Consider the following 11,567-nt stretch of genomic DNA (forward strand, 5'->3'; position numbering starts at 1 on the left):
TCGGCAGGCTGTTGGGCGGCGAGGTCAGCGATCGCTCGAGGCGTGCCGATGCAGGGCGGTACCGGTCACCGGCCGAGGTGCAGCGTCTTCTTCCGTCGTGGCAGTGCGGGGCGATCGGCACTCGCGCTGGTGCCGGACTTGTTCGGGGGCGGCGCTGGTCGCGGGGGCCACCTGTAGTGGTGTGTCTCACCGGGTGACGCGCACTCGTTCGCTCGAATGGCCGCGATCGTGGTGTCTTGCTGGGGCAACCGGCTTCATGACCGGTGCGTGCCGGGACGCGGGGCCGTGTGATGATCGTGCCGGAGTCTGCGGCGGCATGCATGACTCGGTAGGTTCCGGGTAACACCACTGACCGTGGCGCTATATGTGCAGGTGAATTCCGTTCCCGCCGGATCGCGGTAGCCCGATAGTGAATGAGCTTGCATGGTCGTGCATAATCATCACATGGTTGATTCCTCTGGCGGGCCCGTCGTACGGGTCGCGGTGGCCGGTGCGAGCGGGTACGCGGGCGGCGAGGTGCTGCGTCTGTTGCTGAACCATCCGGCGTATCGAGCCGGGCGCCTCGTCATCGGGGCGCTGACCGCCGGGTCGAACGCCGGAACCACGCTCGGTGAACTCCAGCCGCATCTGCTGCCGCTGGCCGATCGAGTGCTCGCGCCGACCACGGTCGAGGAACTCGCCGGGCACGATGTGGTGTTCCTCGGGCTGCCGCACGGCCAGTCCGCGGCCATCGCCACCGCGCTGCCCGAGTCGACGGTGATCATCGACTGCGGCGCCGACTTCCGGCTGACCGATCCGCAGGCGTGGCAGAAGTACTACGGCACCGAGCACGCGGGCAGCTGGCCGTACGGCCTGCCCGAGCTACCCGGCGGCCGCGACGAACTGCGCGGTGCCCGGCGGATCGCGGTGCCCGGCTGCTATCCGACGGTGGCCAGCCTCGCGCTCGCCCCCGCGATCGCCGCGGGCATCATCGAGCCCGCGGTGAATGTCGTTGCGGTGAGCGGTACTTCGGGTGCGGGCCGCAAGCTCGATATCGGCCTGCTCGGCTCGGAGGTGATGGGCTCGGCGCGCGCCTACAACATCGCGGGCGCGCACCGGCACACCCCGGAGATCGCGCAGAACCTGAAGGCCGCTGGCGGCGTCGATGTCGCCGTGTCCTTCACTCCGGTGCTCGCGCCGATGCCGCGCGGCATCCTGGCCACCTGCACCGCATCGGTCCGGGTGGACGCCGCGCAGGCGCGCGCCGTATACGAAAAGGCCTATGCCGATGAGCCGTTCGTGCACCTGCTGCCGGAAGGCCAACTGCCGCAGACCGGTTCGGTGCTCGGCTCCAACGCCGTCACCCTGCAGGTCGCGGTGGACGCCGCCGCGGGCCTGCTCGTGGTGATCGGCGCGATCGACAACTTGACCAAGGGCACCGCGGGCGCCGCGGTGCAATCCATGAATCTGGCCGTCGGCTTCGACGAGACCGCAGGACTTTCCACTGTAGGAGTGGCACCGTGACGACAATCGAGACCGCCGGCAAGCTGGTTCGGACCCAGGGCGTGACCGCACCGCTCGGCTTCCGCGCGGCGGGTATCGCCGCGGGCATCAAGAAGAGCGGAAAGCCGGATCTCGCACTGGTTTTCAACGAGGGCCCGGAGTACGCCGCGGCCGGCGTGTTCACCAGCAACAAGGTGAAGGCCGCGCCGGTGCTGTGGTCGCAGCAGGTGCTGACCGGCAAGCGCCTGCGCGCGGTCATCCTCAATTCCGGTGGCGCGAACGCCTGTACCGGCCCGCTCGGCTTCCAGGACACCCACGCCACCGCCGAGGAACTGGCGAAGGCGCTGAGCAACTGGGGTACCGAGACCGGCGCCGGTGAAATCGCGGTGTGCTCAACGGGTCTCATCGGCGATCGGCTGCCGATGGACAAGGTGCTGCCCGCCGTCACCGAGATCGTGCACGAGATGGGCGGCGGTCTGTCCGGCGGGCTCGACGCGGCGCACGCGATCATGACCACCGACACCGTGCCCAAGGAAGCGGCCTTCCATCACCGCGACAAGTGGAACGTCGGCGGCATGGCCAAGGGTGCGGGCATGATGGCCCCCTCGCTGGCCACCATGCTCGTCGTGCTCACCACCGACGCCGCGGTCACCGCCGAGCAGCTGGATCAGGCGCTGCGCAACGCCACCGGCAAGACCTTCGACCGGCTCGATGTCGACGGCTCCTGCTCCACCAACGACACGGTGCTGCTGCTGGCCAACGGCGCCAGCGAGGTCACCCCGTCGCAGGAGGAACTGGACGCCGCCGTGCTCGCGGTCTGCGACGACCTGGCCGCGCAGCTGATGGCCGACGCGGAGGGCGTCACCAAGCGGGTGCGGGTCACCGTGGCAGGCGCGGTGAGCGAGGAGGAGGCGGTCGCCGCGGCGCGCTGCGTGGCCCGCGACAGCCTGGTCAAGACCGCGCTGTTCGGTTCGGACCCGAACTGGGGCCGGGTGCTCGCCGCGGTCGGCATGGCGCCGGTCACCCTGGACCCTAACCGGATCTCGGTGTCGTTCAACGGAAATCCGGTCTGCGTGGACAGCGTCGGTGCGCCGGGCGCCCGTGACGTCGACCTGTCCGGCGGCGATATCGACGTGCTGATCGAGCTGAATGTCGGTGCCGCGTCGGCGACCATCCGCACCACCGACCTCTCTCATGGCTACGTCGAAGAGAATTCGGCATACAGCTCATGACGAGCGAGGCGGTCCAAGGCCTTTCGGCGCTGGACAAGGCGCATGTGCTCGCCGGCGCGCTGCCGTGGCTGCAGAAGTTCCGCGACAAGATCGTCGTGGTGAAGTACGGCGGCAACGCGATGGTCGACGAGGGGCTCAAGCGCGCCTTCGCCGCCGATATGGCGTTCCTGCGCACCGTCGGCGTGCATCCGGTGGTCGTGCACGGCGGTGGACCGCAGATCAGCGCGATGCTGAAAAAGCTCGGCCTGGAAGGCGAATTCCGCGGCGGCTTCCGCGTCACCACGCCCGAGGTGATGGACGTGGTGCGCATGGTGCTGTTCGGTCAGGTCGGGCGCGAGCTGGTCGGGCTGATCAACGCGCACGGCCCGTACGCGGTCGGCATCTCGGGTGAGGACGCGCACCTGTTCACCGCCACCCGCCGCACCGTCGACGTGGACGGCGAACCGACCGATATCGGCCTGGTCGGCGATGTCACCGAGGTGCGGCCCGAAGCCGTGCTCGATCTGATCGGCGCGGGCCGGATTCCGGTGGTCTCGACCATCGCCCCTGACGCGGACGGTGTGGTGCACAACATCAACGCCGATACCGCCGCGGCCGCGCTCGCCGAGGGCATCGGGGCGGAGAAACTGGTGGTGCTCACCGATGTCGAAGGCCTGTACACGAATTGGCCGGATCGCGCGTCGCTGACCACCAGGATCGACACCGATGAGCTGGCAAAGCTGTTGCCGCGCCTCGACGCGGGCATGGTGCCGAAGATGGAGGCATGCCTGCGCGCCGTGCAGTCGGGGGTGCCGACCGCACACGTGATCGATGGCCGCGTCCCGCACGCGGTCCTGCTGGAACTGTTCACCGGAGAAGGAATCGGAACGATGGTGACGCCCGCGCCGACAGGCGACGGCTCGCTGAACGGAACGAAACAATGAACAACGTCGAAGACCTGCAGCAGCGGTGGTCCGCCGCGATGATGAACAACTACGGCACGCCGAAGGTCGCGCTGACCCGCGGCGCGGGCGCGGTGGTGTACGACGCGGACGGCAAGCGCTACGTCGACTTCTACGGCGGCATCGCGGTCAACAGCCTCGGCCACGCGCATCCGGCGATTCTGGAGGCGGTCACCAATCAGCTCGGCACGCTCGGGCACGTCTCGAACTTCGTCGCCACCGAGCCGGTGATCGAGCTGGCCGAGCGGCTGCTCGCGCAGTTCGGCGACGGCCACGGCGACAACCAGGGCCGCGCGTTCTTCTGCAACTCCGGTACCGAGGCCAACGAGGCCGCGTTCAAGATCGCCAGGCTCACCGGGCGGCGCAAGATCGTCGCCTGCGAGGAGGCGTTCCACGGCCGCACCATGGGCGCGCTCGCGCTCACCGGTCAGCCCGCCAAGCGTGCGCCGTTCGAGCCGATGCCCGCGGGTGTCGTGCACGTGCCCTTCGGTGATGCCGAGGCGCTGGAGAAGATCGTCGACGAGGATACGGCCGCGGTCTTCCTCGAGCCGATGCTCGGCGAGAGCGGTGTCGTGGTGCCGCCGATCGACTACCTGGTCAAGGCGCGGGAGATCACCGCGCGGCACGGTGCGCTGCTCGTACTCGACGAGGTGCAGACCGGTATCGGCCGCACCGGAAAGTTCTACGCGCACCAGGCATTCGGCATCAGCCCGGACGTGATCACGCTGGCCAAGGGGCTCGGCGGCGGACTGCCGATCGGTGCGGTGCTCGCGCACGGCCCGGCCGCCGAACTGCTCACCCCCGGCCTGCACGGCACCACCTTCGGCGGTAACCCGGTGTGCGCGGCCGCCGCGCTCGCGGTGCTGCGGACCATCGACGAGCAGGGCCTGCTCGCGCATGTCGAATCGGTCGGCAAGCGGCTCAGCGACGGCATCGAACTGCTCCGGCATCCGCTGGTCGATCACGTGCGCGGCGCGGGCCTGCTACTCGGCATCGTGCTGACCGCCGACGCCTCGGCCGAGGTCGAGGTGCGTGCGCGGGAGGCGGGCTACCTGCTGAACGCGCCGAAGCCCAACGTCATTCGGCTCGCACCGCCATTGGTGCTGACCGAGACCCAGGTCGACACCTTCGTCGACGACCTGCCGGGGATTCTGGACGCCGCGGCGGCGGATGCCAAGGGAGCGAACCAATGACCTCTGACAATCTGCGGCATTTTCTACGCGACGACGATCTGAGCCCGGCCGAACAGGCCGAAGTACTCGCGCTCGCCGCCGAAGTGAAGAAGCAGCCGTTCGCGCAGCGCCCGCTCGAGGGTCCGCGCGGGATCGGGGTCATCTTCGAAAAGAATTCCACCCGTACGCGTTTCTCGTTCGAGATGGCCATCGCCCAGCTCGGCGGGCACGCCGTCGTGGTGGACGGGCGCACCACCCAGCTCGGCAGGGAGGAGACGCTCGGCGATACCGGCCGGGTGCTCTCGCGCTACGTCGACGCGATCGTGTGGCGTACTTTCGAACAGGTACGACTGGACGAAATGGCCGCCGAGGCATCGGTTCCGGTGGTGAACGCGCTGTCCAACGAGTTCCATCCGTGCCAGGTGCTCGCGGATCTGATGACGCTGAAGGAACGTCTCGGCGCGCTGCATGGCCGCAACCTCACCTACTTCGGCGACGGCGCCAACAATATGGCGCATTCGCTGCTGCTCGGCGGCGTCACCGCGGGCATCAACATAACCATCGCCGCGCCACCGGGTTTCGAGCCGCTGCCGTGGATCATCGAGGCCGCCGAGGCGCGCGCGGCCGAGACCGGCGCGACCATCACGGTCACCAACGACCCGGTCGCCGGGGCCAAGGGCGCGGACGCGCTGGTCACCGACGCCTGGACCTCGATGGGTCAGGAGAACGACGGCCTCGATCGCGTCGGCCCCTTCCGCCCGTTCCAGCTCAACGGTGACCTGCTCGCCAACGCCCAGCCCGATGCCGTTGTGCTGCACTGCCTTCCGGCGCACCGCGGAGAGGAGATCACCGACGAGGTGCTCGACGGCCCGCACAGCGTGGTCTGGGACGAGGCGGAGAATCGGCTGCACGCGCAGAAGGCGCTGCTGGTGTGGCTGCTGGTGCGCCGAGCACGAGCGTGAGTACGCCGCAGCCGGATTCGGCGCGCGCCATCACCCGCACCCGTGCGGGCCGCCAGTCGCGGATCGTGGAACTGCTGACCGCGCACGCGGTCCGCAGCCAGACCGAGCTGGCCGCGCTGCTGTCCGCCGAGGGCATCGAGACCACTCAGGCGACCCTGTCGCGTGACCTCGACGAACTCGGCGCGGTCAAGCTCCGCGCCGCCGACGGTGGCGCGGGCGTCTACGTGGTGCCCGAGGACGGCAGCCCGGTACGCGGCGTCACCGGCGGCACCGACCGCCTCGCCAAACTGCTCGGCGACCTCCTGGTCTCCACCGACGCCAGTGGCAACATCGCGGTGCTGCGCACGCCGCCGGGGGCGGCGCACTACCTGGCCAGCGCGCTCGACCGCGCGGCGCTGCCCTTCATCGTCGGCACCATCGCGGGCGACGACACCATCGCCGTTATCGCCCGCGAACCGCTGACCGGCGCCGAATTGGCCGCCAAGATCGAGCAACTGGCCTGACCCCGAAGGCTGCTGCTCAGCGTTTGCTCATGAAGTGTTGCTAGCTTGGTGAATGCCAGCTATCGACCAGTTTCTACCGATGTTCGGAGCATTCCGACCGCATAGGGAGATCAGCATGAACGCGTTGGCGCCACGGACACTTCGACTATTCCTGGTCCTCGGAGCGCTGATCGCGGCGCTGGTGCTGACCGCGGGTGCTGCTGTTGCGGAATCGCCGGGGAGCGGTGGCTTTGCGCCGGAAGGTGCTCGAGGCGTGACCGTCACGGAGCAGGCCGACGGCATGTACGTCAGCTACCACGATGAGATATTCAGTTCCGAATTGGGTCAAGAGGCACGTGCGGTGGTGGTCGGTGCCGACAACACACTGCTGTGGACCGGTGACTGGCGCAGTACCTATGTCGGGAAGCGTGACGAGACGTGGGGTCCCATCCCGGCAGGGTTGCCAGGCCGGTACACGATCGAGTATCGCGCCTAGCCCGAATCCACTGACTCGTCATAGGATCCGGACTTGGCGCGTCGGTCGATGCCTCTCTCACTGACGGGGCAAGTGCTGGCATCCTGCCACCGCCCTAGAACGGGAACTGCCCGCCGCCGGTGCCCGCGTCCGGATATTGGCTGCCGCCACCGACGTTCGGGTACTGCCCGCCGTGGCCACCACCGACATCGGGATATTGAGCGCCGCTCCCGACGTTCGGAAATTGCGCGCCGTGGCCGCTGCCGACGTCTGGGAACTGTGCGCCGCCGCCGACATTGGGGAACTGTGCGCCGTGGCCGCTGCCGACGTCTGGGAATTGTGCGCCGCTACCGACGTTCGGGAACTGTGCGCCGTGGCCGCTGCCGACATCTGGGAATTGTGCGCCATGGCTACTGCCGACGTCTGGATACTGGGCGGCGCTGCCGACGTTGGGGAATTGCGCGCCGTGGCCGCTGCCGACGTTCGGATACTGGGCGCCGTGGCCGCCGCCTACGTTCGGGAATTGTGCGGCGCTACCGACGTTCGGGAATTGTGCGGTGTAGCCGCTGCCGACATCCGGGTACTGCGCGCCGCCGATATGCGGGAACTGTGATGCGCTGCCGGTGCCTGCGAAGGGGAGGTCGAGGCCGGTGGTGAGAGTGTAGGTCGCGCAGCCGCCGCCGGTGCAGGGGTAGGGGGCGGCCGCGGACCCTGATCTCGGGAGGTTGGCGCCGATCAGGGATTCGACGAAATGTATTGCGCTGTGGCCCATCGCCAGCAGGTCCTGGCCGATGATGCCGACGTTCTGGGTGAACATCTCGAGCATCCGACTGCCCTTCCGCGTGCCCCCCGTGTGCCCCCGTCTCAAGGTTGGCATATCGGAACCCGGTCGCCAAGAGCGCCAATTCCCCTGGCTACCCAGCGTTTCGGCAGGTTTGGCGGATGCTGCCGATTCCTTCGATCTCGAGTTCGACGACATCGCCCGCCCGCAGATAGGGGAATCGGCCGGAAAGGGCGACGCCCTCAGGGGTACCGGTGTTGACGACGTCGCCGGGTTCGAGCACCGCGTACTGCGACAGATGCCAGACCACGTAGGCGACATCGAAGATCAGGTCGGCGGTGCTGGAGTCCTGGCGCGATTCACCGTTGACGAACGAGCGCAGTCGCAGATTGCCCGGATCCAGCTCGTCGCGGGGTACCAGCGCGGGCCCGAGCGGGTTGAAGGTTTCGCAGCATTTGCCCTTGGACCACTGGCCGCCCGACTGCTCCAGCTGAAAGGCCCGCTCCGAGACATCGTTCGAGATCGTATATCCGGCAATATGATCCATCGCCTCGTCGACGGAGTCGAGGTAGCGGGCGCGGCGGCCGATGACCACGGCGAGCTCGACCTCCCAGTCGGTCTTGGCGGACCCGCGCGGAATCAGCACATCGTCGAATGGACCGATCACGGTATTGGGCGTCTTGAAGAAGAGGACGGGCGCGTCCGGCAGCGGCGCACCCGATTCTTTCGCGTGCGCCGCGTAATTCAGGCCGACACACCACACGGCCTGCGGGCGAGCGATGGGAGCGCCGACGCGCAGCCCCTCGATGGTGATGGGGGACAGGCGTTTCCGTGCCAGCGCGAGCGCGGTCGCCTCGATGCCGCCGGAGGCGAGGAAGTCGCCGTCGATATCACCGGTGAGCGGGGCCAGATCGTAGGCGATTTCGCCGTCGACGACGATCGGTCGCTCAGCCCCGTGCTCGCCGATGCGCTGGAACTTCATGCATATTCTCCTTCGGTTCGAGTAGTGGATGCGGCGCCCGGCAGTCGATAGACCCGCCGTGGCACCGTCGAGAGAATCTGGTCGCGATCCTCGACGGTCAAGTGCGCCAAGGTGTCCAGCGTGGTGTGCCACACCGTGCGATAGGACGCGGCGGTCAGCGTGAACGGCCAATCCCCGCCGACCATCAGACGATTCGGGCCGAACACCGCCAGTGCGTGATCCACGTACGGTTGCCAGTCCGCGGCGGTGAAGCCAGGAGACGAGGCGGTGGCGAGCCCGGAAATCTTGGCCACGACATTGGGTTCGGCCGCCGCGGCGGTGAGCAGATCGGCCCACGGCTGCCATTGCCGCGTGGCGATCGGCGGTTTGCCCAGGTGGTCGAGCACGATCGTGAGCCCGGGATGCGCGTGGGCGATCGCGGGCACCTGGGCGAGCAGCTCCGGCCGCTCGGCCACCGCGTCGAAAACCAGCCCGGCATCGGCGAGTTGGCCCAGGCCGTCGGAAACCTCAGGCCGCAGTAGCCATTTCGGGTCGGGATCGCGGTGGATCATATGCCGCACGCCGGCGAACGCCGGATGTGCGCGCAGCGACGGCAGTTCGGCGGCGACCAGGTCCGGCCGGTGCAGCGGTAGCCAGCCGACCACCGCGGCCGGGCGCGGTGTGGCGGCAGCGGCGGCGAGCAGTGCGTGGTTCTCGGCGAGCGAATCGGCGGCCTGCACCAGCACGACGCCGCCGACGCCGTGCTCGGCGAATTCCGGCTCGGCGTCGTCCAGGGTGTATGTTCGGAATAAGACATCCGATGTATTTGTCAGCCAATCGTATTCGACGCGGAACTTTCCACCGTCGACGGCCCACACGTGAACGTGAGCGTCTACAGTCATCGGAGGCATAGCGTCACATCCTCGACAGAAGGAAACAGGTGTCGGTTACCGACGATGCGATAGCGAAGATCAAGGCGATGATCGTCTCCGGCGATCTGAAGCCCGGCTCGCGGTTGCCGCGCGAGGCGGATCTGGCCGCGGAGCTCGGCGTATCGCGCAATTCGCTGCGCGAGGCGGTGCGCGCGCTCTCGCTGGTCCGCATCCTGGATGTGCGGCAGGGCGACGGTACGTATGTGGCCAGCCTGGAACCGAATTCGCTGCTCGACGCGATGAGCTTCCTGCTCGAATTCCACCAGGACGATTCGGTGCTCGACATACTCGGTGTGCGCCGCATCCTGGAACCGGCGGCGACCGCGCTCGCGGCCGGGCAGATGACCGACGAGGAGATCGCGCACCTGCGCACGCTGGTCGAACCGGCGCAACACTCGGTCACCGACCTGGTCGCGCTCGACCTGAACTTCCACGCCGCCATCGCCGCCGCGTCCGGCAACAAAGTGCTTGCCTCGCTGCTGGATTCGCTGTCGATGCCGACCACCCGCGCCCGCATCTGGCGCGGCATCACCGAGGAGGGCGCCTTCGAGCGCACCGTCGCCGAGCACCGCGGCATCTGCGACGCCATCGCCGCCCGCGACCCGGAACTGGCCCACGCCCGCGCGCTCACGCACGTCGCCGGGGTGATGGAGTGGTTGCAGCGCGCGGCCGGTTGAGCGGGTACCGCGGTCCGCTCTCATACGCACCGATCCAACTCGTCCCAGAGCTCCTCCGGCACAGGGACGTTCAACATGGCGACGGTGTCCGCGACCTGCTCCGCGGTGCCCGCGCCGATCACGGTCGACACCGGCCGCCTCCCCGGAAACTGCAGCGCGGCCGCACGCAACGGCACGTCGTATTTCGCACACAGCCGTGCCATCGCCCGCGCCAGTTCGACGATCTCGCTGGACGCCCGCCGATAGTCGAACAGCGCCTGCCCCTCCGGGTCCGCCAGGATCCCACTGTTCAACACCCCGGCCGCCAGCACCCGAACCCCGCGACGCGCGCACTCGGGCAGCAGCTCGGTCTCCGCACGCCGATCGAGCAGGGTGTACCGCCCGGCGATCAGCACCTCGTCGATCGGCGCCGCACGCACGAAACGCAGCGCCACGTCGACGTGATTCACTCCGACCCCGATCCGCGTGCACACACCTTCGGCGCGCATCCGCAACAGTTCGGGCACGGGCCTCGTCCAGCGCTTGCCCCTGATGATCATCCGGATCGTGAATCAGCAACGTGTCGACCCGCGCCAGCCCGAGCCGATTCAGCGAACCCGCCACCGACTCCCGCACCCCCGCCGCCGAAAAGTCCCACCGCCGTGACTTTTTCGGCGTGCCGTAGAAGTCGTCGACCCCGTCGCCGGCATCCGGATCGTCATACAGCACCCGCCCCACCTTGGTCGAGACCGTGTAGTCCCGACGCGACCGAGCCCGCAGAAACCGCCCGAGCCGCTCTTCGCTCGACCCGGCCCCATAATGCGGCGCGGTATCGAACGCCCGAATCCCCGCATCCCAGGCCGCCGCCAGCGTCGCCTGCGCATCATTCTCGTCAACCGCCCGGAACAGCCCCGCATATCCGGCACCACCGAGAACGATGTCCGCCATATCACGCATCGACCGCACCTGCTGTGCCGCGCAACGCCCACCCTGCAGCGGCAGCGTTCGCGCGTATCGCCATGCCCCATCCCGCATTTCCAGCCCGCCACGTCGAAATCCCGGCCAGCTCATCCACCCACCGCACCGCACTGCTCTCGCGCACCGCCCAGTGGCATCCGGGTGCGTGGTCGGTGTGTCGTCGCCGTGGCGGTTCGGATGACCGCATCACTCGCTCGCGGTTTCCAGGTCCCACATGACAGGCAGCGTTGCCGATGAGCCGTCGGCCGAATAGTCGTGGGCGGTGGCAAGGTATTCGTCCATTCGGTGTTGCCAGGCGATATTGGCCGGGAGGGTGGATAGTTCGGTGAGGAGTCGGTCGTAGGCGGTGCAGTCGATGACGTGGAAGAGGTCGGTACCGCTGCGCCAGATGGTCCACGAGGTGGCGCCGGCGCGGCGGATGGCGGCGACGAGTTCGGTGGGTACGGCGCGGTGGGCGGCTTCGTAGTCGGCTTCCGCGCCCGGTTTCAGCTTGGTGTGCAAGGCGATTCGCAT

At 68.3% G+C, this 11,567-nt stretch carries 13 protein-coding genes and 1 pseudogene; 8 read left to right on the plus strand and 6 right to left on the minus strand.

Annotated features, from left to right (window positions below):
- Positions 1-444: 444 nt before the first annotated feature.
- From argC to ACIG5A_RS41995, 7 genes are all read left to right on the plus strand, one after another.
- Positions 445-1,503 (plus strand): N-acetyl-gamma-glutamyl-phosphate reductase, encoded by a 1,059-nt coding sequence (gene argC / locus ACIG5A_RS41965; protein WP_397250857.1) that lies wholly within the window; start codon positions 445-447, stop codon positions 1,501-1,503.
- Complete coding sequence (argJ, locus tag ACIG5A_RS41970) at positions 1,500-2,714, plus strand: bifunctional glutamate N-acetyltransferase/amino-acid acetyltransferase ArgJ (RefSeq protein WP_397250859.1); 1,215 nt, start codon at positions 1,500-1,502, stop codon at positions 2,712-2,714. Before argC ends, argJ begins: the two co-directional genes overlap by 4 nt.
- A complete protein-coding gene (argB, locus tag ACIG5A_RS41975; RefSeq protein ID WP_397250861.1) occupies positions 2,711-3,637 on the plus strand; it encodes an acetylglutamate kinase in 927 nt (308 codons plus the stop codon). Before argJ ends, argB begins: the two co-directional genes overlap by 4 nt.
- Entirely contained in the window at positions 3,634-4,848 is a 1,215-nt protein-coding gene (locus ACIG5A_RS41980; protein WP_397250863.1) for an acetylornithine transaminase, read from the plus strand. Before argB ends, ACIG5A_RS41980 begins: the two co-directional genes overlap by 4 nt.
- The gene (gene argF, locus ACIG5A_RS41985; RefSeq protein WP_397250865.1) at positions 4,845-5,789 is read left to right on the plus strand and encodes an ornithine carbamoyltransferase; all 945 of its coding nucleotides are present in this window, start codon (positions 4,845-4,847) and stop codon (positions 5,787-5,789) included. Before ACIG5A_RS41980 ends, argF begins: the two co-directional genes overlap by 4 nt.
- Positions 5,786-6,292, plus strand: a complete 507-nt coding sequence (locus ACIG5A_RS41990) for an arginine repressor (protein WP_397250867.1) — start codon at positions 5,786-5,788, stop codon at positions 6,290-6,292. The genes argF and ACIG5A_RS41990 overlap by 4 nt, the downstream gene beginning before the upstream one ends.
- 115 nt (positions 6,293-6,407) lie before the next feature.
- Positions 6,408-6,767: a hypothetical protein gene (locus ACIG5A_RS41995; protein ID WP_397250869.1), complete on the plus strand. Its 360-nt coding sequence runs from the start codon at positions 6,408-6,410 to the stop codon at positions 6,765-6,767.
- A gap of 94 nt (positions 6,768-6,861) precedes the next feature.
- On the opposite strand, the gene ACIG5A_RS42000 is transcribed toward ACIG5A_RS41995, so the two are convergent.
- From ACIG5A_RS42000 to ACIG5A_RS42010, 3 genes are all read right to left on the minus strand, one after another.
- Positions 6,862-7,572 (minus strand): hypothetical protein, encoded by a 711-nt coding sequence (locus ACIG5A_RS42000; protein WP_397250871.1) that lies wholly within the window; start codon positions 7,570-7,572, stop codon positions 6,862-6,864.
- A gap of 88 nt (positions 7,573-7,660) precedes the next feature.
- Entirely contained in the window at positions 7,661-8,509 is an 849-nt protein-coding gene (locus ACIG5A_RS42005) for a fumarylacetoacetate hydrolase family protein (RefSeq protein ID WP_397250873.1), read from the minus strand.
- Entirely contained in the window at positions 8,506-9,390 is an 885-nt protein-coding gene (locus ACIG5A_RS42010) for an amidohydrolase family protein (RefSeq protein ID WP_397250875.1), read from the minus strand. The genes ACIG5A_RS42005 and ACIG5A_RS42010 overlap by 4 nt, the downstream gene beginning before the upstream one ends.
- Before the next feature lie 38 nt (positions 9,391-9,428).
- Here ACIG5A_RS42010 and ACIG5A_RS42015 point away from each other — a divergent pair, with 38 nt between their 5' ends.
- Positions 9,429-10,097, plus strand: coding sequence for a FadR/GntR family transcriptional regulator (locus ACIG5A_RS42015; RefSeq protein ID WP_397250877.1), 669 nt, complete (start codon positions 9,429-9,431; stop codon positions 10,095-10,097).
- A 20-nt stretch (positions 10,098-10,117) separates the two neighbouring features.
- On the opposite strand, the gene ACIG5A_RS42020 is transcribed toward ACIG5A_RS42015, so the two are convergent.
- The 3 genes and pseudogenes from ACIG5A_RS42020 to ACIG5A_RS42030 form a co-directional block, all read right to left on the minus strand.
- Positions 10,118-10,636, minus strand: a complete 519-nt coding sequence (locus tag ACIG5A_RS42020) for an aldo/keto reductase (RefSeq protein WP_397250879.1) — start codon at positions 10,634-10,636, stop codon at positions 10,118-10,120.
- Between the two features lie 58 nt (positions 10,637-10,694).
- A pseudogene (locus tag ACIG5A_RS42025) lies at positions 10,695-11,147 on the minus strand (aldo/keto reductase); the annotation flags it as partial.
- Between the two features lie 93 nt (positions 11,148-11,240).
- A complete protein-coding gene (locus ACIG5A_RS42030; RefSeq protein ID WP_397250881.1) occupies positions 11,241-11,567 on the minus strand; it encodes an L-rhamnose mutarotase in 327 nt (108 codons plus the stop codon).

Source organism: Nocardia sp. NPDC052566, assembly GCF_044547285.1.
In the GTDB taxonomy this organism is placed as follows: Bacteria; Actinomycetota; Actinomycetes; order Mycobacteriales; family Mycobacteriaceae; genus Nocardia.

Coding starts and splice junctions, on each gene's coding strand:
- argC (WP_397250857.1), top strand. CDS start 445: ATGGTTGATTCCTCTGGCGGGCCCGTCGTACGGGTCGCGGTGGCCGGT.
- argB (WP_397250861.1), top strand. CDS start 2,711: ATGACGAGCGAGGCGGTCCAAGGCCTTTCGGCGCTGGACAAGGCGCAT.
- ACIG5A_RS41980 (WP_397250863.1), top strand. CDS start 3,634: ATGAACAACGTCGAAGACCTGCAGCAGCGGTGGTCCGCCGCGATGATG.
- argF (WP_397250865.1), top strand. CDS start 4,845: ATGACCTCTGACAATCTGCGGCATTTTCTACGCGACGACGATCTGAGC.
- ACIG5A_RS41995 (WP_397250869.1), top strand. CDS start 6,408: ATGAACGCGTTGGCGCCACGGACACTTCGACTATTCCTGGTCCTCGGA.
- ACIG5A_RS42000 (WP_397250871.1), bottom strand. CDS start 7,572: ATGCTCGAGATGTTCACCCAGAACGTCGGCATCATCGGCCAGGACCTG.
- ACIG5A_RS42005 (WP_397250873.1), bottom strand. CDS start 8,509: ATGAAGTTCCAGCGCATCGGCGAGCACGGGGCTGAGCGACCGATCGTC.
- ACIG5A_RS42010 (WP_397250875.1), bottom strand. CDS start 9,390: ATGACTGTAGACGCTCACGTTCACGTGTGGGCCGTCGACGGTGGAAAG.
- ACIG5A_RS42020 (WP_397250879.1), bottom strand. CDS start 10,636: ATGATCATCAGGGGCAAGCGCTGGACGAGGCCCGTGCCCGAACTGTTG.
- ACIG5A_RS42030 (WP_397250881.1), bottom strand. CDS start 11,567: ATGCGAATCGCCTTGCACACCAAGCTGAAACCGGGCGCGGAAGCCGAC.